A 21,794-nucleotide genomic window follows, 5' to 3' on the forward strand; every position below is an offset into this window, starting at 1 on the left:
ACCCGCAGCGGCACTGCAGGAGGGCCGCCCCACCAAGCGCGACCGGCGCCACATCGACCGCGCGCAGGATTGGGGCGACCGTTGGAGCGCATCCATCGACGAGTGACGAGCGAAGCGGCAAGTGCCGCGCGCCGTCAGTCGCCCGAACCCGGCCGCGCGACCGACCAGCGGTTGCGCCCACCACGCTTGGCGTCGTAGAGTGCCGCATCTGCACGGCCGACCAGTTGCTGCACCGTTTCTCCCCCCAGCAGCGTTGCAAGGCCCATCGAAAGGGTGAGCGCGCCCACCTCGGCATCCCGATGGGCGTCCACCCGGCCCCGGATACGCTCGGCGAGCTCGGCGGCGCGGGCTTCGGTGCAACTGTCCAGCACGATCACAAACTCTTCCCCACCCCACCGGATCACCGCATCGCGGCTTCGCACGGCCAGGCGCAACATGCATGCAACGTCGCGCAGCACGCGGTCGCCCACGGGGTGCCCAAAGCGGTCGTTGACCCGTTTGAAGTGGTCGATATCGCAGACCAGCAGGCTCAAGGGGCGGCCATGCTTGCGCGCATCCGCTTGCGCCTCGGCCAGGATCTTCTCGCCGCCGCGGCGGTTGTGCAGGCCGGTGAGCGGGTCCCGCGTGGCGGCATCCAGCAAGGCCTGCTCCTTGCTCACCCGTTCGGAGATGTCCTTGCTCACGCTGACGTAATGCGTGACCTGCCCGCGCTCGTCGCAAACAGGCGAAATGCTTTGCTCGGCATGGAACAGCGAACCGTCACGACGGCGATTGACAAAGGTGGCACGAAAGTCGCGCCCCTCGGCCAGCGAGCGATACAAAGCACTGTAGAAGGCCTCGTCATGCAGGCCAGAGCGAAGCACGGCAGGCGTGGCACCCACGGCCTCGTCTGCGCCGTAGCCCGTGACATGGGAAAAGGCCGTGTTGACGAAAATGATGCGGCCAGCGGCATCCGTCAGCATCACCGGATCACTGGCGGCATCGAGCGCACGGGCCAGCAGGCGGTTCTTGCGCTCGGACTGAATGTAGGCCGATACATCCTGCTGCACGGAGATGAAATGCGTCAAGGCGCCATCGTCACCCCGCACGGGCGAGATGTTCCAGTGGACGAGGTAGCTTGAACCATCCTTGCGGTAATTGGTGGCCGTCCCCTCAAAGTAACGCGCCTCGTTGAGGCATTGGTGCAGGTGCTCGATCACGGCGCGATCGGTGTCCGGCCCCTGCAGCATCCTGAGCGTACGCCCCTGCAATTCCTCCATGGTGTACCCCGTCATCGCACAGAAGGCCGGGTTGGCGAACTCGACCTGCAACCCTTTCGCATCGGTGATGACGATGGCGTTCCACGACTGCAAAAAGGCCGCCTGCAATAACTGGAGAGTGGATGTGCTCATGAAGTGAGATTGCCCGGCAGATACGGTGCCTTCACCGGAATGCGCAAGCTCTCTGGAGCGCCCTGGGCTGCGGATGTGCCGCCAGGCGTGCCCGGGGCGGCCGACACAAAGGCTGGGGCAGTTGCCATTGGCGTCGGGCCGCTCGCCGCGTGCATCCACGCCCTCGGGCCCCGCGAAGAAACGCCGTCTCGCAAGCGCCGTGAACCCGCCAGCGGCGCCGGAGTGAGCGCTGGGATTTTCAACGCCGCCCCATGTGCAGCGCCGCAGGATCGAGTTCTGCCACCGCGCGAAACTGCGGCCGGGCAAAAAGATAACCCTGCATCAGATGGATGCCGCTGTCGTACAGGAAGTCGCGCTCTGCCGGGGTTTCGATGCCTTCAGCCACCACCTGTATTTCCATGTCGCGGCACAGATCAACAAGGCGACGCACGATGGTCTGGCGGGCGCGATTGGAGTCGATATTGCGCACGAGGTCCATGTCGATCTTGATGATGTCTGGCTGGAAATCAGCCAACAGCTTGAGGCCTGCATAGCCCGCGCCAAAGTCGTCGATGGCCGTCTGAAAACCGCAGCGCTTGTATTCACGCAATATCTCGGCGAACCATGGGCCGTCCTCGATGCGCTCGCCTTCGGTCACCTCGAAAATGATTTTTTCGAGTGGAAACCCATGAATCCTCGCCGCCTCTAGCGTCGTGCGGATACACACCTCGGGCTTGTAGATCGCATTGGGCAGGAAGTTGATCGAGACCGGTTGTTCCAGCCCCAGTTCCGCGGCTCCCTTGATGGCCTTGACTCGGCAGGCCTGGTCGAAACGGTAGCGGTTCTGGTCGTTCACCTGCGAGAGCACCGTTGCCGCACTTTCGCCAGAGGGGCCTCGCACCAACGCTTCGTGCGCAAACACCGTGCGGTGGTGCAGATCCACAATGGGCTGGTACGCGTAGTCGAACTGAAACCCCAGCCGCGCTCCATTGCCGCAGTCCTCGCAATCCCTTCGAGTGCCTTCGAGAGGGGCAAAATTCAGTGGAAAGGCAGGGTTGGCGTGGGAGTGCTGTCTTTCTTGCATGCGGCTATTGTCACCGGTGTCGAAACATCCTGTGTGAGCACCGCTGCAAGGGCCACCCCATGCCACTGGCGGCGGCGAAGCGCCCATGCGTCAGAACCTGGCCGCACGGCGCCTTGGCGATCCCTGAACGTAGCGATCGCCAAGGCGGCACTCCGACAGAACATCGGACCACGTCCGCAGAAGCCCTATCGGCGCCCACCACCGTACCCTTGCTGCGGCAGCCTCGACCCAATACGGGGCGCATTGCGGCCAGAAAGCAAAAAAGCCGCAACTTTGGGAGCTGCAGCTTTTGCTTTTCAGATTTTTTGAAATTTGCAGCGATGCTGCAGATTTGAAAGCCATCTGGCGGAAACGGAGGGATTCGAACCCTCGATGAGGCTCTACACCCCATACTCCCTTAGCAGGGGAGCACCTTCGGCCACTCGGTCACGTTTCCAATCCCGCTATTATGCCTCATTTTCGAGGCATTTTTGGGAGCTTCAGGCGGCTGGCTGGTCCAGCTCGAAGGCCTTGTGCAGGGTGCGCACGGCCAGTTCCATGTATTTCTCGTCGATCACCACCGAGGTCTTGATTTCGGAGGTGGAGATCATCTGGATGTTGATGCCTTCTTCGCTCAAAGTGCGGAACATCTTGCTGGCCACGCCCACATGGCTGCGCATGCCGATACCGACAATGCTCACCTTGCAGATCTTGGTGTCGCCAGCCACTTCCTGGGCTCCCAGTTCAGGCAGCACTTTTTCCTTGAGCAGTTCAACCGTGCGGGTGTAGTCGTTGCGATTGACGGTGAAGCTGAAGTCGGTCTTGCCGTCCTTGCTGACGTTCTGGATGATCACGTCGACTTCAATGTTGGCGTCGGCCACTGCGCCCAGAATCTTGTAGGCGATGCCGGGCTTGTCGGGCACGCCCAGCACGGAGATCTTTGCCTCGTCGCGATTGAATGCGATGCCGGATACGACGGCTTGTTCCATTTTTTCGTCTTCCTCAAAAGTGATCAGCGTGCCGGACTTGGCTTCTTCGTTGATGTCGATGTCCCAGGGGGTGAAGCTGGAGAGCACGCGCATCGGCACCTTGTACTTGCCTGCAAACTCAACCGAGCGGATCTGCAGCACCTTGGAGCCCAGGCTGGCCATTTCGAGCATTTCCTCGAAGCTCACCGTCTGCAGGCGGCGCGCTTCGGGCACGACGCGCGGGTCGGTGGTGTAAACGCCGTCCACATCGGTGTAGATCAGGCACTCATCCGCCTTCATGGCCGCAGCCACGGCCACGGCCGAGGTGTCGGACCCCCCACGGCCCAGCGTGGTGATGTTGCCTTCGCCGTCGATGCCCTGGAACCCGGTGACGATGACCACCTTGCCGGCGGCCAGGTCGCTGCGCACGCGCTGGTCGTCGATGGATTCGATGCGCGCCTTGGTGTAGCTGCTGTCCGTGCGGATGGGCACCTGCCAGCCAGCGTAGCTGACCGCTTCCATGCCTTCCGCCTGCAGCGCAATGGCCAGCAAGGCGGACGAGGCCTGCTCGCCGGTGGCGGCCAGCATGTCCAGCTCGCGGTGGTAGGACTGCATGGCGCGGGAAGGCGCCAGCTCCTTGGCCAGGCCAAGCAGGCGGTTGGTTTCGCCGCTCATGGCGCTGGGAACCACCACCATCTGGTGGCCGGCCCGCGCCCATTTGGCCACGCGCTTGGCAACGTTGCGAATGCGCTCCGGAGAGCCCATCGAGGTGCCGCCGTATTTATGAACGATCAATGCCATTGGATATTGGGGGTGACGAAACTGGAGCCGCAGCGCAGGTTGCACACTGTTTTGGTGCGCCGCCGTTTTTCGTGCCGTTGTTAGACCAAAACCTCGGGATTGTACCAATCGAGTTGCGGCCCGGAGCGCCCCACGAAGCCCCGCCCCACCTTGAGATGGATACGGTGGCCGCGCGTGGTGCAGGCTGCCAGCTGGTCGAGCAACTCGCCCAGCTGCGCCGCGGTGGGCGTGGTGGCGTGCGCCACCCGCAACCAATGGCGCAGCACGTTCGATTGGCGCGCACGGCTCAAGGCCCGCAGGGGCGCCAGTTGCGGAGGGATGCCCACCTGCAGCAGATCCTGCTGCGCCATTTCCTGCAGCAGCTCGCTGGCCTGTGCGGCATGGGCGGCAGACCGGGCGAAGGTGTCCCGGAACGAGGGAAACGCAGCTTCCAGCGCGGGCAGCAACTGCGCGCGGATGCGATTGCGCGTGAAGCGCTCGTCCTGGTTGGTGGGGTCTTCCACCCAGCCCTGCCCCTGCGCCCGCAGCCAATCGCGCACATGTGCCCCCGCCACACGCAACAGGGGGCGATGCCAAAAAACACCGCCCCGCTCCCAGCGTGCAGGCATGGCGGCCAGCCCGGCCACGCCGGCGCCGCGCGACAAAGCCAGCAGCAGCGTCTCGACCTGGTCATCCGCGTGCTGCGCCAATGCTATCGAAGAGATAGCAAATGGCGCAGGATGCGCTTGCACTACCGCCTCAAAAGCCTTGTATCTTGCCCGGCGGGCAGCATCCTCTGGGCTTTCTCCAGGCGCGTGGCGTGCGTCCACCCGCTGCACCGTCAGCGGCACCTGCAAGCACTTGCACAGATCCTGGCAGTGGCGCTCGAAATCGTCGGCTGCGGCCTGCAGGCCGTGGTGCACATGGATCGCCTGCACCTGCCCCGGCCACTTTCGCGCGCACGCGAGCAGCAAAGCGGTGGAATCGGCGCCCCCGCTCAGCCCCACCGCCAACGGCAGCGCGGGCGCAAACTGCTCCATCGCGGCTGAAAAGGATTGCGTCATCCTTGTCGTTGCCGCGGCGTTGCGTGCGGCAGCCAGATCGCGGGAAACCAGATTTCAGACATGCGCATGATTATCCCGTTCCGCGCCAAGGGTGCGCCGCCGGGCACGTGCGGCAGGCATGGCCGCGTCATGCGCCCCATGCACCATGCACAAACGTGCAAGGCGGAACAGTCTGGCGCGCGTTCGCCGGCCCGCGGTGGCCGCATGGTGCGCATCCCGGCACATGAACGACGAGGCAGCCATACGCAGGTGCGGACAGCGCCATGGCGCGGCGCCCCTCACGGCACGCCCGCAACACGGCTGGGGATCTCACTCTTTCGTGCCTTGTGTCGACCGCCGGACGCGCCGTCACGCGCACAACGGCCTCCATGGCAACGGGCCGGTGCCCACAACGCCAACGGCCCCCGAAGGGGCCGCTGTTCTGGGTGCGCGCAGGCCGTCGGTTCAGCGGCTGTCGGCCTTTGTGTCGCTGAAACGGCCGTAGCTTTGCAGCCGGTCGTAGCGGCGGTCCAGCAGGTCTTTGGTCTTGAGGTCGGCCACCTGGCGGAAGGCATCGCCCAACGCACGCTTGAGGAAAGATGCCATCTGCTTGGGATCGCGGTGCGCGCCGCCCACGGGCTCGCTCACGATCTTGTCCACCAGGCCCAGCGCCTTGAGGCGGTGGGCGGTGATGCCCAGGGCGTCTGCGGCCTCTTGCGCCTTTTCGCTGGTCTTCCAGAGGATGGAGGCGCAGCCTTCAGGGCTGATCACGGAGTAGATGGCGTATTGCAGCATCACCACCTGGTCGCCCACGCTGATGGCCAGCGCGCCGCCCGAGCCGCCTTCGCCAATGATGGTGGTGATGATGGGCACTTCGAGTTGCGCCATCTCGAAGATGTTGCGGCCGATGGCCTCGGACTGGCCGCGCTCTTCGGCGTCGATGCCGGGGTAGGCGCCCGGCGTGTCCACAAAGGTGAACACGGGCAGCTTGAACTTCTCGGCCGTCTTCATCAGGCGCAGGGCCTTGCGGTAGCCCTCGGGCTTGCTCATGCCGAAGTTGCGCATGGCGCGCTCTTTGGTGTCGCGCCCCTTCTGGTGGCCCAGCACCATGCAGGCATGGCCGTTGAAGCGCGCCAGGCCGCCCACGATGGACAAATCGTCCGCGTAGTGGCGGTCGCCGTGCAGCTCCACGAAGTCGGTGAAGATGTCGCGCACGTAGTCGAGCGTGTAGGGGCGCTCGGGGTGGCGGGCAATCTTGGTGATCTGCCAGGGGCTCAGCTCGCTGTAGATGTCCTTGGTGAGCTGCTGGCTCTTCTTGCTGAGCTGGTCGATTTCTTCCGAGATATCAACGGCACTCTCGGTCTGCACGTAGCGCAGTTCTTCAATTTTGGATTCGAGTTCGGCAATGGGCTGCTCGAAATCCAGAAAGGTCTTTTTCGCCAACGTATTTCTCCTTGGGTCGCGCCCTGGGCGCCTCTGTCGAGGGGCCCGCGTTGCAACCGGTTCATGACTGATGGAACGAGCCTCAATAGGCCACGGGCAACGGGTCGAGCGATCTCCAAATATACCAAGTCGCCACGCTGCACCAGGGCTTCCAGGCCTCGGCCACCTCGCGGGCATCGCTGCGGCTGACCGGATCGCCCGAAAAATAGTTCTGGCTGATGCCGTTGATCAGCCCCACATCGTCCAGCGGCAGCACATTGGGCCGCATCAGGTAGAAGATCAGGAACATCTCGGCTGTCCAGCGGCCAATGCCGCGGATGGCCACCAGTTCGGCAATGATGGCTTCGTCGTCCATCGCGGCCCAATCGGTGACGTGCAGCTTGCCGCCCTCGAAGTGCAGGGCCAGATCAACCAGGTAGTCCACCTTGCGGGCCGACAGGCCGGCGGCCCGCATGTCGTCGATCTTGAGCTTGAGCACATTGCCGGGCTTCATGCCGCGCGGCAGCGCCGCGAAGCGCTCCCACACCGTCTGCGCGGCCTTCACCGAAATCTGCTGCCCCACGATGCTGCGCGCCAGGGTGGTGAAGGCATCGCCGCGGGTCTGCAAGGCGGCATCGCCAAACTGGGGAATGAGGCGCTTCATCACCCGGTCTTTCTTGACGAGGTGCTTGCACGCTTCGGCCCAGTAGTCGGGCGTGGCCAGCGCGGTGCTGGCGGGCGTCAGCGCTTCGCTTGCTACGTTTTTAGAAGCAGCCACGGCACACCCCGCAAGCACCACAAGGGTATTTGATACAAAACGGCGTCACTGAGCGGCTTCCCAGGTCGTGCCCGCGGCGGAGTCCTTGAGCACGATGCCCTGGGCCAGCAGGGCGTTGCGGATGCGGTCGGCCTCTGCAAAATCCTTGCCGGCCTTGGCGGCGGCGCGGGCGGCAATCTGCGCCTGGATGGCCGCCTCGTCAAAACCCGCACCGGCCTGCAGGAAGGCCTGCGGATCGCCTTGCAGCAGTCCCAGGCAACCCGCCAGCGCCTTGAGCAGCCCCGCGAGTTGCGGCGAACGGGTCTTGTTGACCTCGCTGGCCAGGTCGAACAGCACGGCAATCGCCTCGGGCGTGCCAAAGTCCTCGTCCATGGCGGCCTTGAAGCGTGCAGCGTAGGGGTCCGCCCAGTCGATGCTCGCCACCTCCGACGGCGCCACCAGGCTCAGCGCGGTGTACAGGCGCTTGAGCGCCTGGCGTGCGTCGTCCAAGTGGGCATCGCTGTAATTGAGCGCGCTGCGGTAGTGGGCGCGCACGATGAAGAAGCGCACCGTCTCGGCGTCGTACTGCTGGAGCACGTCGCGGATGGTGAAGAAGTTGCCCAGGCTCTTGGACATCTTCTCGTTGTCCACGCGCACGAAGCCGTTGTGCACCCAGAACTTCGCCAGCGGCTTGCCGGTGGCGCCTTCGCTCTGGGCGATTTCGTTCTCATGGTGGGGGAACTGCAGGTCGGCCCCGCCGCCGTGGATGTCGAAGGTCTCGCCCAGCGTGGCGCAGCTCATGGCCGAGCACTCGATGTGCCAGCCCGGACGGCCCGTGCCGAAGGGGCTGTCCCACTTGGCCTCGGGCGGCTCCTCGGGCTTGGCGGATTTCCACAGCACGAAATCGAGCGGGTCTTCCTTGCCGTCCTGCACGGCCACGCGCTCGCCCGCGCGCAGCTCGTCGAGCGACTTGCCCGAGAGCTTGCCGTAGCCCGCAAACTTGCGCACCGAGTAGTTCACGTCGCCATTCGTGGCGCGGTAGGCCAGGCCCTTGCCTTCGAGCTGGCCGATCAGCGAAAGCATCTGCGGCACATATTCGGTGGCGCGCGGCTCCACGGCCGGCGGCTCAATGCCCAGGGCGCCAATATCCTGGTGCATGGCGGCGATCATCTCGTCGGTGAGCTGGCGGATGGTGATGCCCCGCTCCAGTGCGCGCCGGATGATCTTGTCATCAATATCGGTGATGTTGCGCACATAGGTCACGCGCAGGCCACTGGCCTTGAGCCAGCGCTGCACCACGTCAAACGCCATCATCATGCGGGCGTGGCCGATGTGGCACAGGTCGTAGATGGTCATGCCGCACACGTACATGCGCACATGGCCGGGTTCGAGCGGGGAAAAGTCTTCCAATGCACGCGACAGCGTGTTGTAGATGCGCAAACTCATGGGATTTCTGTAACGGGGAGACTTGATGGGGGCGGGTAAAGCCAGTTCACCCTGCAGCGAAGGTGCGGGCCCCGCAAGGGGATGTGCCCAGCCTTGGGCGCCCGGCGAAATCACCAGCGGCAACAGCGTACCGTCATGACAACCCCCTCAGCTACAATCCGCCGGAGTATAAGCCCCGCCCGGACCGGGCGCCGCCCACCCCCTTCGTACCCCTCCATGAAGCAAGTCCGCCGCACCCTCCCCCGACTTTTGTGCCTGCTGGCCCTGACCGCATGGCTGGGCGCTGGCGTGGCCCAGGCCAGCGACTACGCCGAGATCACCCAGTTACTCAAGACCGGCAAGGCGACCGAAGCCCTGGGCAAGGCCGACCAGCGCCTGACGGCGGCGCCGCGCGATCCGCAACTGCGCTTTCTGCGTGGCGTGGCGCAAACCGACCTCGGCCAGACCGACGCCGCCATTGCCACCTTCACGCAGCTCATCCAGGAATACCCCGAGCTGCCCGAGCCCTACAACAACCTGGCGGTGATCTACGCCAGCCAGAACCAGCTGGACAAGGCCCGCACGGCGCTGGAGATGGCAGTGCGCAACAACCCGTCGTACGCTGCGGCGCACGAGAACCTGGGCGACATCTACGCCCGGCTGGCGTTCCAGTCCTATGCCAAGGCCCAGAAGCTCGAGGCCAACAACCCCGCGCTGCGGTCCAAACTGGCGCAGGTGCACGAATTGCTCCAGCTCCCGGCGGCCCGCGCGGCCAAGCCCGCAGCATCGCGCCCCTGAGAGCCGCCACACGGCAGGGGCTTGCCACGTGGCCACCGCCGCTGCAGCCGGCCCGGTGGTAACTTCGGCGCCACATCCATCACGACCGCACCCGCCAGCCCCGGCGCCGCGGCACCGTTTCAATCAAGGAGTTGTGCATGATTTCCAGAAGAAAATCGACCGCCGCGCTTGCCAGCATTGCGCTGGCAGCTATTTTTTCAGTAGCATCCCCCGCCCAGGCGCAGGACGCGCCCAAAGTGAAGCTCGCCACCTCGATGGGTGACATCGTGGTGCAGCTCGACCCGGCCAAGGCCCCCAAGACGGTCGAGAACTTCCTGGCGTACGTGAAGGACAAGCACTACGACGGCACGGTGTTCCACCGCGTCATCGACGGCTTCATGATCCAGGGCGGCGGCTTCACGGCCGACATGGTGCAAAAGCCCACCAAGGCCCCGATCCCGCTCGAAGCGGCCAATGGCCTCAAGAACGACACCTACACCATCGCCATGGCCCGCACCGGCAACCCCAACTCGGCCACCGCCCAATTCTTCATCAACGTGAAGGACAACGCCATGCTCAACGCGCCCCAGCCAGACGGCCATGGCTATGCCGTGTTCGGCAAGGTGGTGAGCGGCACCGAGGTGGTCGACAAGATCAAGGCCGTGCCCACGAGCAACAAGGGCCCGCACCAGAACGTGCCCACCACGCCCGTCACCATCAACTCCGCCACCCTGGTGAAGTGATTTTTTACTGAAAGAAGCAACGCCATGAGCAACCCCAAAGTCGAACTGCACATCGCCAACCACGGCGTCATCACCCTTGAACTCGATGCCGACAAGGCACCGAAGTCGGTCGAGAACTTCCTGTCCTATGTGAACAAGGGCCACTACAACAACACGATCTTCCACCGTGTGATCCCCGGCTTCATGGTGCAAGGCGGTGGCTTCGAGCCCGGCATGAAGCAAAAGGGCACCGACGCGCCCATCCAGAACGAAGCCAACAACGGCCTCAAGAACGCCAACTACACCGTGGCCATGGCCCGCACCAGCGACCCGCACTCGGCCACGGCGCAGTTCTTCATCAACGTGGCCGACAACGGCTTCCTGAACCACACCGCACCTTCGGCCCAGGGCTGGGGCTATGCCGTGTTCGGTAAGGTGGTCTCGGGCGCCGACGTGGTGGACAAGATCAAGGCCGTCAAGACCGGCCGCAGCGGCTTCCATGACGACGTGCCAAAGGAAGACGTCGTGATCGAAAAGGCGGTTGCCATCTAACTATGGCACGTCCCTCTGTGGCGCTGCGCGCCTCGGTGCAGCCCCCAGAGGGAACAGCCCTTCGGGGCCATCCAGGCCTGCGCAGGCGGGCGTGGTGCCACGGCCCTCTTCTTCTGTCCCTTCTCTCGCATCGCTATCGCAGCGCGGAGTGGGAACGGCGGCGGCGCCTTCGCTGCGGGACGCCCCCTGCCCCCCATGCCTGGGGGGGGCCACACCCAAGCCTTGGTCCGCGCACAACACATGGCGCAAGGGATGACTGATACCGGCGCGCCCGCCACGGACACGACCGTGCCCCGGTTCGCAGAGCTTGCGGCTCCTGCGCACTGGGGCACGGTCGATTTCATTTCGGACCTGCACCTCCACCCCGGTGAGCCGGAGACCTTCGAGGCCTGGCGCACCTACCTACGGCACACGCCGGCCAACGCCGTCTTCATCCTGGGCGACCTGTTCGAGGTGTGGGTGGGCGACGATGCGCTGTCCGAGCCCGGCAGCTTCGAGGCGCAGTGCGCCGACGCGCTGCATGCCGCCACCGCGCGTGCGCCGGTGTACTTCATGCACGGCAACCGCGACTTTCTGGTGGGCCAAGCCTTCTTGCAGCACTGCGGCGTGCAGGGCCTGGACGACCCCACGGCGCTGGTCTTCGGCGGCCAGCGCCTTCTGCTGAGCCACGGCGATGCGCTGTGCCTCGACGACACCGACTACCAGCGCTTTCGCGCACTGGCCCGCAGCGCCGCCTGGCAGCAGCAGTTTCTGGCCCAGCCCCTGGCCGAGCGGCGCGCGCAGGCACGGGGCCATACGGGAGCAGAGCGAGGCCCGCAAGCAAAGTGCGGCGGTGTACGCCGACCTCGACCCCGCCGCCACACTGGCCTGGCTGGCCGCAGCCCACGCCACGGTGCTGGTGCACGGCCACACGCACCGCCCCGCGCAGCACGTGCTGGCGCCCGGCCTCACGCGCGAAGTGCTCAGCGACTGGGACCTTGCCGCCCGCCCCCCGCGTGCCGAGGTGCTGCGGCTGACGGCACGGGGCTTGGAACGCGTGGCCATGGCCCCCCATGTAGGCAGCAGTCATTGTTCACAAGGGTGCGCGCGAGCAGGCCCTGCCCCCATGCCCCACGTCCTGAGAAAACTCTGGCATCAGCTGCGCGCCACCGTCGCCCCGGTTCCCGCCATCTCGGCCACGCTCTGGCTCGAAACCCTGCAGCGCTACCCGTTTCTCGCAGCCCTGCCGCTGCACGACCAGGCCAAGCTGCGCGCGCTCAGCGCCCTCTTCCTGCACCACAAGCAGTTCCATGGCGCCCACGGCCTGACGGTGACCGACGCGATGGCGATCGACATTGCTGCCCAGGCCTGCCTGCCGCTGCTGCACTGGGGTGACGCGGCTGCGGCCCTGGGCTGGTACGACGACTTCGTGGGCATCGTGGTGCACCCCGGCGAAGCCGTGGCGCGCCGCCAGACGATGGACGAGGCCGGCGTGGTGCACGAACACACCGAGGTACTGCTGGGCGAGGCCATGGAGCGCGGCCCCGTCATGCTGAGCTGGCAGCACGTGGCCAATGCCGGCCACAACACCGAGCGCGGCACCAACGTGGTGGTGCACGAATTCGTGCACAAGCTCGACATGCGCAGCGGCGCCCCCAACGGCTGCCCGCCCCTGCCCGCGGGCTTCATGGGCACCCGCACCGCCCGTGCAGCACACGAGGCATGGTGGGCAGCGTGGGAGCCGGCGTACGCCAATTTTCGCGAGCGCGTGATCATGGCGCAGCGGTTTGGCGCCCCGCCGCCCTGGCTGGATGCCTACGGCGCCACGGCCCCCGCCGAGTTCTTCGCGGTGGCGTGCGAGGCGTATTTTGTGAACCGGGCACAGTTCGCGCAGGAATTCCCGGCGCTGATGCCGGTGCTGGATGCCTTCTTCCGGCAGGCACCGTGAACGGCACCAAGATCGGCGCCTGAGAGAATATGTGGCGAATTGGGGCCTTGCGCAGAATGGGTGCGCGCAGGCAGCTATTCTTTCAATAGCATTTCACCGCATTGCGCCATCGCCCCTTCACTGGCAGGCCGTGCCGCCCGGTGCTGGCGGCCGCAGCGCAGCGCCCGCAACGATCAGAAAGCGGTGGGAATGGTCGAAAGCGATTCCAGCCACGCCACCGTGGCGGCCAGCTCGGAAGGCCGTATCTCGTGCTCGCTGGGAAACTCGCGGTACGTGACCGATACCGGCAAAGGCGCCATGTGGTGTGCGATGGCCTGGGCGTTGGCCAGCGGTATCACGTTGTCGTGCGTGCCGTGGCTCAGCCACAGTTTCTTGCCGTGCAAGGCATCGTGCGATGCCTGCAGCGGCACCACCTGCGCCAGCAGGCGGCTGTGCCAGACCACGGCAGCGAGCATCAGTTCGGGCCGGGTCAGCAGCAGCGACAAGGCCATGATGCCGCCTTGGCTGAAACCGCCCACCACCACGCGCTCGGGCGGAATGCCCAGTTGGGCAGACGCCGCCTCGACGGTCTGCGCAACCAGGGCGCGGCTGCGGGCCTCCTGCTCTTCATTGATGCTGCGCGCCACGCTGCCGGGCTCGATCGAGAAATCAAACCAGGCATGCGCGCCCGGGCCCATGCGGTGCGGTGCGCGCAGGCTCAGCACGTGAAAGCGGTCGGGAATCTGGGGCGACAGGCTGAACAGGTCCTGCTCGTTGCTGCCCACGCCATGCATGAGCACCAGCAGCCAGGGCCGAGGGGTGGCTGCGGCCGCAGGGCGCTGTAAAAAAGTGAGCGGTAGATCAAGCATGGTCAAGCACCTGAAGCAGTTTTGTTGTTGATTTCAAGCGGCCCGTCTGCCGCGTCCCCGTGCAGTACTGGCGCCAACGGCGCATGACAGCCATTCTGGCACCTCTGCCGGCCCGTAGCGCACGCGCCGTGGGCACAGACTGTTGGCCCACGGCTGCACCATTCCCGTCCGCCGCACGGCCCGCGTGGCTCCACGGTGGCAAGGCCCGGTAAAAATTCAGGCTGCAGGCTGCAACGCAAAGGCATCCATTGCAAGCATGCTGTACATCACCTCGCGGCTCAAGTAGTTTGCGTGCAGATCGTCCCCTGCGGCGCCCAGCGCGAAGAAGATCGGCAGGAAATGGTCTTCCGTGGGATGGGCGCGCTGCGCGTGGGGCGCTTCGCTGCGGTAGTTGAGCAGGGCCTTCAGGTCGCCGCGCGCAAGCGCTGCCTCGATCCATCGGCTGAACTCGACCACATAGGGAGCGGGTTCACGCTCTCCGCCGAAAAATTCAGCCAGGTTGTGCGTCATGCTGCCCGACCCCATCACCAGCACGCCCTGGCTGCGCAGCCCGCGCAGCGCCGCGCCCAGCGCATAGACTTCGGCCGGGCCGGCGCCCACGGGCAGGGCCACCTGCACCACGGGCAGGTCGGCCTCGGGAAACAGATGCATCAGCGGCACCCAGGCCCCATGGTCGAAAGGCCGCGCGGCATCGCCCTGGGCGGCCACACCGGCCGCCTGCAGCAAGCCAAGCACCTCTTGCGCCAGCGCGGGCGCGCCGGGCGCGGGGTACTGCAATTGGTACAACGCCGCCGGAAAGCCCCCGAAGTCATGCCATGTGGCGGGCTGAGGCCCCGTCATCACCAGCGGTGAGCGGGCCATCCAGTGCGGCGACATCACCACCACACCGCGCAGCCCCGGAAACTGCGCACGCAGCGCCTGACCCCAGCGCGTGAGCGCGGGGCCGGTTTCGCCCGCCTCGATGGCAAACAGGGGCGCACCGTGCGATACGAACAGCGCCGGCACGGGGGCCGGACCTTGGGTGGAAAGTGTGACGGGTGCAGCAATGGACATGGCGGGCTTTCAATGGATACGTTGAATGTAGGAGCTCTGATCCAATGATTCAATCCACCGATACCCAGACAGATCGTTCCACCAATCAAACCAATGCCCCGACAGGCACCGGCGCCCAACCACCAAAGCAGAATATTTCACGTGAAGCGCCGCGACGAACACCCGAGTGGGGTCCAGACAGCCCTGGGGCAGCCCCGGAATCGAGCGGAAGGAAGCCACCAAGGCTTGCCCGTTGGCCTGAGCCGCGCGCCCCCGCGTCGTTGCGGAAGGTCCGCCTACCGCGGCCACCCAGGCTCCGCTGCCGCCACCGGCCAGAGCCCCCCTCAGCCTAATCGCGCACCCTGCCCCGCAAGGCCTTGGTTTCGCCGCGCTGGGTTTTGGCCTGCAACCGCCGCTGCTTCGAGCCGTACGTGGGCTTGGTGGCGCGGCGCGCCCGCGGCGGCTGCGCCACCGACTGCACCAGTGCGTTCAGCCGTGCCAGCGCGTCGGCCCGGTTCTGCTCCTGGCTGCGGTATTGCTGGGCTTTGATGACCACCACGCCGTCTTGCGTGATGCGGGTGTCGCGCAAGGCCAGCAGGCGCTCTTTCACGTCGGCGGGCAGCGACGAGGCGCCCACGTCGAACCGCAGATGCACCGCACTCGACACCTTGTTGACGTTCTGCCCGCCGGCGCCCTGGGCGCGCATGGCGGTGAACTCGACCTCGGCCTCCGCCACCTCCAGCAGCGCAGCGGTCATGGCGCCCCCATTGCCCGCGCGCCACCGCAGCAGCCCGAAAAATCGCCCGTCAGGCGCTGGCCCCTCGCGGCGCCGCCGCATTCTGCCCCCAACGCAACTGCGCTGCGTAGCAGATCGGCACCCCGCAGGGCATGGAGCAGAGCAGCGCGGACAGAAAAGGGCTTCACAGCAACACGCCGCCGTCAGGCGAGCGCCGCCAACAACGCGGCATTGAACAACTGCGGTTGCTCGAATTGCACCCAATGCCCAGCGCCGGGCAACAGGTGCATGCCGCCGAATTGGGGGGCTGCCGCAACAAAAGCGGCTTCGAGCTGATGGATCCAGATTTTGTAAAGCGCGTCGTGCTCGCCATAAATGGCATGCACCGGGCACGTCACCTGCGGCAGCGAACGCGCAAGGATGTCGGTGTGCGCCAGGCGGCGGCGGGGCATGCGGTCGCGCACCACATTGGCCACGTGAATCTGCAACGCGGCTCCGTCGATGAGGCGCGCGTCGTGCAGCATGAGCACGCCCAGGTTGTGGCGATGGATGGCCAACTGCTCTTGCGCCGTGGACAAATGGCGCCAAGCCTTCAACTCAAACTGCCGCTGGGGCACCACACCCATGGCTGGCGCCCCCACCAGCACCAGCCGCTCGGCCAATTCTGGGTGGGCGGCCAGCAGCAGACCGGCCGTCATGCCGCCAAACGAAAAGCCCACCAGGTCACACGGTGTGCCGCCGAGCAAGGTTTGCAGCCCATCGCGCAGCGGGGCCACCAGCGCATCGGCATCGCCACCCGACAGCGGTGCGGCCGAGTCGCCAAAACCCGGCAGGTCGGGCACCCACAGCTGCCGCCCGGCAGCCACCAGCGCTTCGATGTTGCGCGCCCAGTGCGTCCAACTTCCGCTGCCGCCATGCAGCAGCACCAGCGGCCGTTCGCCCTGCCGCGCTTCGCCCCACACATGCCAGACCATTTCACCAGCGCCGCACGGGGTGGCATGCCGCACGGCCAGCGCCTCAAGGTGCTGCACCTCGGGTGGAAGCGAAGAATCAGCCATTGCCAAGAAATCTGGCCCCGATGGGTGGCCCGGGGCGCCGTTAAAGCCCTGCCAGGCCATCAATGGCCAGGGCATAGCCCTTGACGCCAAAGCCGCACATGACGGCCTTCGCGGCAGCGGCAATGTAAGAGTGGTGGCGGAAGCTCTCGCGCGCGTGCACGTTGCTGATGTGCAGCTCGATCAACGTAACGCCCGTGCCCTTGATGGCATCCAGCAGCGCCACGCTGGTGTGCGTGTAGGCGCCGGCGTTCAACACCACGCCGGCCAGCGCATTTTGCGCGTGCAGGCGGCCGGCCTCATGGATCCAGTCAACCAGCGCTCCCTCGTGGTTGCTCTGGTGAAATCGCAGCGCAAAACCATGGCGGGCGCACGCGGCGGCGCACAACTGCTCCACATCGGCCAGCGTCTGTGCGCCATAGACGGCCGGCTCACGGGTGCCCAGCAAGTTCAGGTTGGGGCCATTCAGGACAAAAACGGTTTTCAAGGGCGGAACTCCGGGCGATGCGCCCGCCACACCGGCAGGCCAGATGCCGGATTATGCGGCGCTACCCGGCCCTCGTACGCCGCCGAACGCCGCGCTCACCTCACTGGCGCGGCGCCGGACCAGAGAGTTGCGCGAACATGCACGCAATCTGCGCAGAATTCCAAGCGGAGGGGCGGCAGCCCCTCGCCGAGACCCCTTCAATGGAAACTTACGCCGCGTTACAGCACAACCGAGGCGCCGAACTGATTAGCGGTCCCAGCGGTCCCCGCGGTCATGGTGGTGATGGCGACGCCAGCCCTCGCGGTAGTAACCGGGCGGCGCTGCGTAATACGCCGGGGGCGCGTAATACACCGGCTGGGGCGGTGCGTAATACACCGGGGGGGCCGGGCGGTAATAAATGGGCTGCGGCGCCACATACACCGGCGCGGGGGCCACGTAGGCGGGATAGCCGCCGTTGCTGACACCCACGGCCACGCCAGGCGAATTCACGCCCACCGACCAGTACACGTCGCGCGCCTGAGCAGAGCCAGCGCCGGCAAGCAGCGCCAAGCCCAGCCCGGCAGCAGCGGCCATGGCTTGGATAGAACGGGTTTTCGTCATGGAAATCTCCTTTGGGAACAGAGGCCTCCAACCCACTGGACACGCCTCACCGGTACACAACGCACCAGACACCCAAAAGGATGGCACGAAACACCGCCCATATTGTTTCTGGACGTACACCCGCCCGGCGCCCCGGCGCATAACTTCACGAAACCGCCCCCTAAAATGGCCGCATGAGCACCCCCACCCCCGCCAACACCCAGCCCGCAACCGCCGCCGCGGCCACAGAAGCCGCCAAATCCAGCAACTTTCTGCGCCAGATCATCGAGCACGACCTGGAAAAAGGCACCTACGCCACCCGCCGCTGGGCGGGCACCCCCGGCGACGCCGCCCACCATGCAGCGGGCCAGCCCGACCCGGCCAAGATCCGCACCCGCTTCCCGCCCGAGCCCAACGGCTACCTGCACGTGGGCCACGCCAAGAGCATCTGCATCAACTTTGGCCTGGCGCGCGACTACGGCGGCGTCTGCCACCTGCGCTTTGACGACACCAACCCCGAAAAAGAAGACACCGAATACGTCAACAGCATCATTGACGCGGTGAAATGGCTGGGCTTTGACTGGAACGGAGCGCCCGGCGCAGCCCCCTACCAGGCCAGCGATTACTTCGACTTCATGTACCGCGCGGCCGAATACCTGATCGAAGCCGGCCACGCCTATGTGGACGAACAGACCGCCGACGAAATGCGCACCAACCGGGGCGATTTCGGCAAGCCCGGCGTGGACAGCCCCTTCCGCACCCGCACCCCGGCCGAAAACCTGGCGCGCTTTCGCGAGATGCGCGACGGCAAGCTGGCCGACGGCGCCGCCGTGCTGCGCGCCAAGATCGACATGGCCAGCCCCAACATCAACATGCGCGACCCGGCCATCTACCGCATCCGCCGCGCCACGCACCACAACACGGGCGACAAATGGTGCATCTACCCCATGTACACCTACGCGCACCCCATCGAGGACGCGCTGGAACAGATCACCCACAGCCTGTGCACGCTGGAGTTTGAAGACCAACGCCCCTTCTACGACTGGCTGCTGGAGCGCCTGACCGAAGGCGGCCTGCTGGCCAGCCCGCCCCCCCGCCAGTACGAATTTGCGCGCCTGAACCTCACCTACGTCATCACCAGCAAACGCAAGCTCGCCCAGCTGGTGAACGAAAACAAGGTCAACGGCTGGGACGACCCCCGCATGCCAACAATAGTCGGCCTGCGCCGCCGTGGCTACACCCCCGCCGCCATCCAGACCTTCGCCGAGCGCATTGGCGTCACCAAATCCGACAGCTGGATCGACTACAGCACCCTGGAAGGCTGCCTGCGCGAAGACCTGGAACTCAAGGCCCACCGTGGAATGGCCGTGCTCAACCCCGTCAAGCTGGTGCTGACCAACTGGGACGAAGTGATGGGCGCAGGCCACCTGGAGCCCTGCAGCCTGCCCGCCCTGCCACACGCGCCGCATGGCGCGTCTTCTGGTGCAGCGCCCGAAGGCACAGAAAGCCCCCTGCGCCACTTCACCATCGGCAAGGAAGTGTGGATTGAACGCGAAGACTTTGAAGAAGTGCCGCCCAAGGGCTACAAGCGACTCTTCCCCGGCAACAAGGTGCGCCTGAAGGGCGGCTACGTCATCGAGTGCACTGGCTGCAACAAAGATGCCGACGGCACCATCACCGAAGTGCTGGCCACCGTGGTGCCCGACACCAAGAGCGGCACCCCCGGCGCCGACAGCGTGAAGGTGAAAGCCGCCATCACCTGGGTGGGCGTGGCCGACGGAGTGAACGCCGAAGTGCGCATGTACGACCGCCTGTTCCTCGATGCCCACCCCGACGCGGGGGGCAAGGACTTCATCGAAAGCCTGAACCCGAACAGCCTGAAGGTGGTGACCGCCATCGTGGAGCCGTCACTGGCCAATGCCAAGCCGGACAACAAGTTTCAGTTTGAGCGGCACGGGTACTTTGTGGCAGATCGTATTGACCACAAAGCGGAGAAGCCGGTGTTTAACTTGGCGGTGGGGTTGAAGGATTCTTGGGGAAAGTGATTAGAAGCCATGAATTACAGAAAGATTAAGGAGATCGGTCGAGGCGGATTTGGGCGTGTATTCGAGGTAGAGGACGATTTCGGCCAACGCTTCGCGATGAAAGAATACGAACCCAACAGCGACATTCAAAATCTCATTAATCGAGGTTTAGTCAAGGCTGATAACTTAATGGGACGCTTTAAGAGAGAGGTCAAGTATCAGTCCCTTCTCAACAGCAAACATATAGTTCGAATTCTTGACAAAGACCTAGAGGCTGCAAAGCCTTGGTTTGTAATGGAACTCGCGGAAGGAACATTACAGGATGACTTGCAAGCCGACAGAAGGCTAGGAGGTGATCCAACTCGGGCATTATTCGACATACTCGCCGGATTAGAGGAAATTCACAAACGTGACATAGTTCACCGCGATCTCAAACCCGTCAATGTTCTCAAACTCAAAAATCCTGACGGCAGCATCAGATACGCAATATCTGATTTTGGTTTGATTTCCGCTCTTGCTGCTGAATCAACAACATTGACGCAGACCGGACACGGGGGCGGGACACCCGTGTACGCGGCACCGGAATTAATAACTCGATTTAGCCATGCTACTTCCAGCGCCGACATTTACTCAGTCGGCGCAATTTTGCATGACATTTTTGACGGAAGAGCCCGAACTCCTTATCTAGAACAGACCGCATCGGGCCCCTGCAAAGATATCATTGAAAAATGCACCAAAACCAATCCAGCACGCAGGTATCAGGAAATAGCAAGCCTAAGAGATGATATCTACCAAGCACTCGCGGGCAAGACCCTTCAATTTGAGAGCGATGCCGAAAAAGATCTGGTAAATCTCTTACAGACAAACGAAGCCCCCTCCGATAACGAATGGGACAGGGTATACGAATTTCTTTCAAAATCTGACATCACGACACAGTCGAAGGCTAATATTTTTTCAGCACTTACTTCGACGCATTTTCACAACATCTCAAACTCTTCAAGAGAGTTGTTAAATGCAATCGCCTCCGAGTTTTCATCTTTTACGCGAAATACGTCTCACAATTTTGATTATTGTGATGTTTTAGCGGGCAAATTGGAAAGCATATTCGACATCGGCCCAATTCGACTAAAAGCTCACTGTCTTATTAGCCTGCTGATCATGGGCGTCGATCACAATCGCTATTTCGTTGAAAACAAGTTTGTTCGACTCGCCTCCGGCAATCTTGACGAAAATGTAATAGAGAGAATAAAAATGGATGTCGCGGCCGAAGCAATTAACCTTGAGAGATACATTCAGCGACTCGAAAGATCCTTGAGCATAAACAGAAGTGTTCTTCACCCATCTCTAGTTTCGCAGGCTTCAAGTGCCCATTGATTTCTCCATATCGCACTTCTCCATTCCTGGCCCGAGCAAGGTGAATGAAGATGCTCACGATTTTTTTGAACTGTCAGACAGAGGATTAGTTGCTGCTATAGCTGACGGCGTTGGAGGAAATTATGGAGGTGGTATCGCATCGGCGCTTGCAATACAGACATCCATTTTTGAACTACAGAAAAATCCAGAGACTTCATTCTCAGATATTTTCTCTGCAGTTGCACTTTCAATGAAAGAGAAGTCCAAAGAGGATCTAATATCCTCCAACATGGCCACCACTCTTACAATCTGCAAGATTCAGCAAAATGGCTTGGTCCATATCGGCCACACAGGCGATACGAGAGTTTATCACTTGCGCTCAAATGGAATTATTCAAAAAACCAAAGATCAAACTGAAGTCGCTGCCTTAGTTGAGGCCGGAATTCTCTCAAAAACTCAAGCTCAGAGATATCCAAGAAGATCAGTATTGCGATCCGCGATGGGTGCTAATATCCAGTATGACCTCTTTCAAACGAATTTTCAAATGAATAGGGGTGACAGACTAATACTCGTTACTGATGGTATTTATCGAACACTCAACAAAACGCAGATACGAGATCTATCCGTTGAATCCTCCTCAACTGAAGATCTTTCATCAAAAATGATTGCGAGGCTAACTGACTCAAATGAAGACGACGCTACAGCCGTGATAATTGAGTATTCATATATAGTAGCACCATAGTGAAAGCAATAGACCTAACAAGGAAGGTTGCGTAGGCAGCGGCATCAGATCTCGCATTTTTCTTCTATTATTATCGAGAGCTACCCACAATTAATAATCCATAAGCGTTCTGTTTCATGGAAGATAAACATA

The 21,794-nt window shown here is 63.4% G+C and carries 20 protein-coding genes, 1 tRNA gene and 2 pseudogenes; 9 read left to right on the plus strand and 14 right to left on the minus strand.

Annotated features, from left to right (window positions below; genetic code table 11):
- Nucleotides 1-106, plus strand: a pseudogene (locus tag ACDELDRAFT_RS06885) (RNA-binding S4 domain-containing protein); the annotation flags it as partial.
- Nucleotides 107-134: 28 nt separating this feature from the next.
- On the opposite strand, the gene ACDELDRAFT_RS06890 reads toward ACDELDRAFT_RS06885, so the two are convergent.
- The 8 genes from ACDELDRAFT_RS06890 to cysS all read right to left on the minus strand — a co-directional run bounded on the left by ACDELDRAFT_RS06890 (nucleotide 135) and on the right by cysS (nucleotide 8,849).
- The gene (locus ACDELDRAFT_RS06890) at nucleotides 135-1,391 is read right to left on the minus strand and encodes a sensor domain-containing diguanylate cyclase (RefSeq protein ID WP_005794895.1); all 1,257 of its coding nucleotides are present in this window, start codon (nucleotides 1,389-1,391) and stop codon (nucleotides 135-137) included.
- Between the two features lie 238 nt (nucleotides 1,392-1,629).
- Nucleotides 1,630-2,454 (minus strand): EAL domain-containing protein, encoded by an 825-nt coding sequence (locus ACDELDRAFT_RS06895; protein WP_005794897.1) that lies wholly within the window; start codon nucleotides 2,452-2,454, stop codon nucleotides 1,630-1,632.
- Between the two features lie 343 nt (nucleotides 2,455-2,797).
- Nucleotides 2,798-2,890: transfer RNA gene (locus ACDELDRAFT_RS06900), tRNA-Ser, on the minus strand.
- Nucleotides 2,891-2,933: 43 nt separating this feature from the next.
- Complete coding sequence (locus tag ACDELDRAFT_RS06905) at nucleotides 2,934-4,202, minus strand: aspartate kinase (RefSeq protein ID WP_005794898.1); 1,269 nt, start codon at nucleotides 4,200-4,202, stop codon at nucleotides 2,934-2,936.
- An 80-nt stretch (nucleotides 4,203-4,282) separates the two neighbouring features.
- Entirely contained in the window at nucleotides 4,283-5,245 is a 963-nt protein-coding gene (gene tilS / locus ACDELDRAFT_RS06910; RefSeq protein WP_005794901.1) for a tRNA lysidine(34) synthetase TilS, read from the minus strand.
- Nucleotides 5,246-5,689: 444 nt separating this feature from the next.
- Entirely contained in the window at nucleotides 5,690-6,667 is a 978-nt protein-coding gene (locus ACDELDRAFT_RS06915; protein WP_005794903.1) for an acetyl-CoA carboxylase carboxyltransferase subunit alpha, read from the minus strand.
- A gap of 82 nt (nucleotides 6,668-6,749) precedes the next feature.
- Nucleotides 6,750-7,424: a DNA-3-methyladenine glycosylase family protein gene (locus ACDELDRAFT_RS06920; RefSeq protein ID WP_040328348.1), complete on the minus strand. Its 675-nt coding sequence runs from the start codon at nucleotides 7,422-7,424 to the stop codon at nucleotides 6,750-6,752.
- A 45-nt stretch (nucleotides 7,425-7,469) separates the two neighbouring features.
- Entirely contained in the window at nucleotides 7,470-8,849 is a 1,380-nt protein-coding gene (gene cysS, locus ACDELDRAFT_RS06925) for a cysteine--tRNA ligase (RefSeq protein ID WP_005794907.1), read from the minus strand.
- Between the two features lie 216 nt (nucleotides 8,850-9,065).
- On the opposite strand from cysS, the gene ACDELDRAFT_RS06930 reads away from it, so the two are divergent.
- The 5 genes and pseudogenes from ACDELDRAFT_RS06930 to ACDELDRAFT_RS06950 all read left to right on the plus strand — a co-directional run bounded on the left by ACDELDRAFT_RS06930 (nucleotide 9,066) and on the right by ACDELDRAFT_RS06950 (nucleotide 12,806).
- On the plus strand, nucleotides 9,066-9,626 hold the full coding sequence (locus ACDELDRAFT_RS06930; RefSeq protein WP_005794909.1) for a tetratricopeptide repeat protein: 561 nt from the start codon (nucleotides 9,066-9,068) through the stop codon (nucleotides 9,624-9,626).
- Between the two features lie 137 nt (nucleotides 9,627-9,763).
- Nucleotides 9,764-10,348: a peptidylprolyl isomerase gene (locus ACDELDRAFT_RS06935; RefSeq protein WP_005794911.1), complete on the plus strand. Its 585-nt coding sequence runs from the start codon at nucleotides 9,764-9,766 to the stop codon at nucleotides 10,346-10,348.
- A 24-nt stretch (nucleotides 10,349-10,372) separates the two neighbouring features.
- Nucleotides 10,373-10,879, plus strand: coding sequence for a peptidylprolyl isomerase (locus tag ACDELDRAFT_RS06940; protein ID WP_005794913.1), 507 nt, complete (start codon nucleotides 10,373-10,375; stop codon nucleotides 10,877-10,879).
- 252 nt (nucleotides 10,880-11,131) lie between these two features.
- Nucleotides 11,132-11,927, plus strand: a pseudogene (locus ACDELDRAFT_RS23940) (UDP-2,3-diacylglucosamine diphosphatase); the annotation flags it as partial.
- Between the two features lie 57 nt (nucleotides 11,928-11,984).
- A complete protein-coding gene (locus tag ACDELDRAFT_RS06950) occupies nucleotides 11,985-12,806 on the plus strand; it encodes a zinc-dependent peptidase (RefSeq protein ID WP_040328350.1) in 822 nt (273 codons plus the stop codon).
- A 173-nt stretch (nucleotides 12,807-12,979) separates the two neighbouring features.
- On the opposite strand, the gene ACDELDRAFT_RS06955 is transcribed toward ACDELDRAFT_RS06950, so the two are convergent.
- The 6 genes from ACDELDRAFT_RS06955 to ACDELDRAFT_RS06980 all read right to left on the minus strand — a co-directional run bounded on the left by ACDELDRAFT_RS06955 (nucleotide 12,980) and on the right by ACDELDRAFT_RS06980 (nucleotide 17,564).
- Nucleotides 12,980-13,654 (minus strand): alpha/beta hydrolase, encoded by a 675-nt coding sequence (locus tag ACDELDRAFT_RS06955; protein ID WP_005794918.1) that lies wholly within the window; start codon nucleotides 13,652-13,654, stop codon nucleotides 12,980-12,982.
- 216 nt (nucleotides 13,655-13,870) lie between these two features.
- The gene (locus ACDELDRAFT_RS06960; protein ID WP_005794920.1) at nucleotides 13,871-14,707 is read right to left on the minus strand and encodes a DODA-type extradiol aromatic ring-opening family dioxygenase; all 837 of its coding nucleotides are present in this window, start codon (nucleotides 14,705-14,707) and stop codon (nucleotides 13,871-13,873) included.
- A gap of 328 nt (nucleotides 14,708-15,035) precedes the next feature.
- Nucleotides 15,036-15,443, minus strand: a complete 408-nt coding sequence (gene arfB / locus ACDELDRAFT_RS06965) for an alternative ribosome rescue aminoacyl-tRNA hydrolase ArfB (RefSeq protein WP_005794922.1) — start codon at nucleotides 15,441-15,443, stop codon at nucleotides 15,036-15,038.
- 182 nt (nucleotides 15,444-15,625) lie between these two features.
- A complete protein-coding gene (locus ACDELDRAFT_RS06970; RefSeq protein WP_040328345.1) occupies nucleotides 15,626-16,480 on the minus strand; it encodes an alpha/beta fold hydrolase in 855 nt (284 codons plus the stop codon).
- A 40-nt stretch (nucleotides 16,481-16,520) separates the two neighbouring features.
- Nucleotides 16,521-16,964 (minus strand): type II 3-dehydroquinate dehydratase, encoded by a 444-nt coding sequence (gene aroQ / locus ACDELDRAFT_RS06975; RefSeq protein ID WP_005794926.1) that lies wholly within the window; start codon nucleotides 16,962-16,964, stop codon nucleotides 16,521-16,523.
- A 246-nt stretch (nucleotides 16,965-17,210) separates the two neighbouring features.
- Entirely contained in the window at nucleotides 17,211-17,564 is a 354-nt protein-coding gene (locus ACDELDRAFT_RS06980) for a hypothetical protein (protein WP_005794928.1), read from the minus strand.
- A 173-nt stretch (nucleotides 17,565-17,737) separates the two neighbouring features.
- Here ACDELDRAFT_RS06980 and ACDELDRAFT_RS06985 point away from each other — a divergent pair, with 173 nt between their 5' ends.
- The 3 genes from ACDELDRAFT_RS06985 to ACDELDRAFT_RS23950 are packed head-to-tail and all read left to right on the plus strand — an operon-like array spanning nucleotide 17,738 to nucleotide 21,662.
- The gene (locus ACDELDRAFT_RS06985; protein ID WP_005794930.1) at nucleotides 17,738-19,588 is read left to right on the plus strand and encodes a glutamine--tRNA ligase/YqeY domain fusion protein; all 1,851 of its coding nucleotides are present in this window, start codon (nucleotides 17,738-17,740) and stop codon (nucleotides 19,586-19,588) included.
- 9 nt (nucleotides 19,589-19,597) lie between these two features.
- On the plus strand, nucleotides 19,598-20,941 hold the full coding sequence (locus ACDELDRAFT_RS23945; RefSeq protein ID WP_005794933.1) for a serine/threonine protein kinase: 1,344 nt from the start codon (nucleotides 19,598-19,600) through the stop codon (nucleotides 20,939-20,941).
- Nucleotides 20,931-21,662 (plus strand): PP2C family protein-serine/threonine phosphatase, encoded by a 732-nt coding sequence (locus ACDELDRAFT_RS23950; RefSeq protein ID WP_005794935.1) that lies wholly within the window; start codon nucleotides 20,931-20,933, stop codon nucleotides 21,660-21,662. The genes ACDELDRAFT_RS23945 and ACDELDRAFT_RS23950 overlap by 11 nt, the downstream gene beginning before the upstream one ends.
- Nucleotides 21,663-21,794: the final 132 nt, after the last annotated feature.

The sequence above is a fragment of the Acidovorax delafieldii 2AN genome, from assembly GCF_000175235.1.
In the GTDB taxonomy this organism is placed as follows: Bacteria; Pseudomonadota; Gammaproteobacteria; order Burkholderiales; family Burkholderiaceae_C; genus Acidovorax; species Acidovorax delafieldii_B.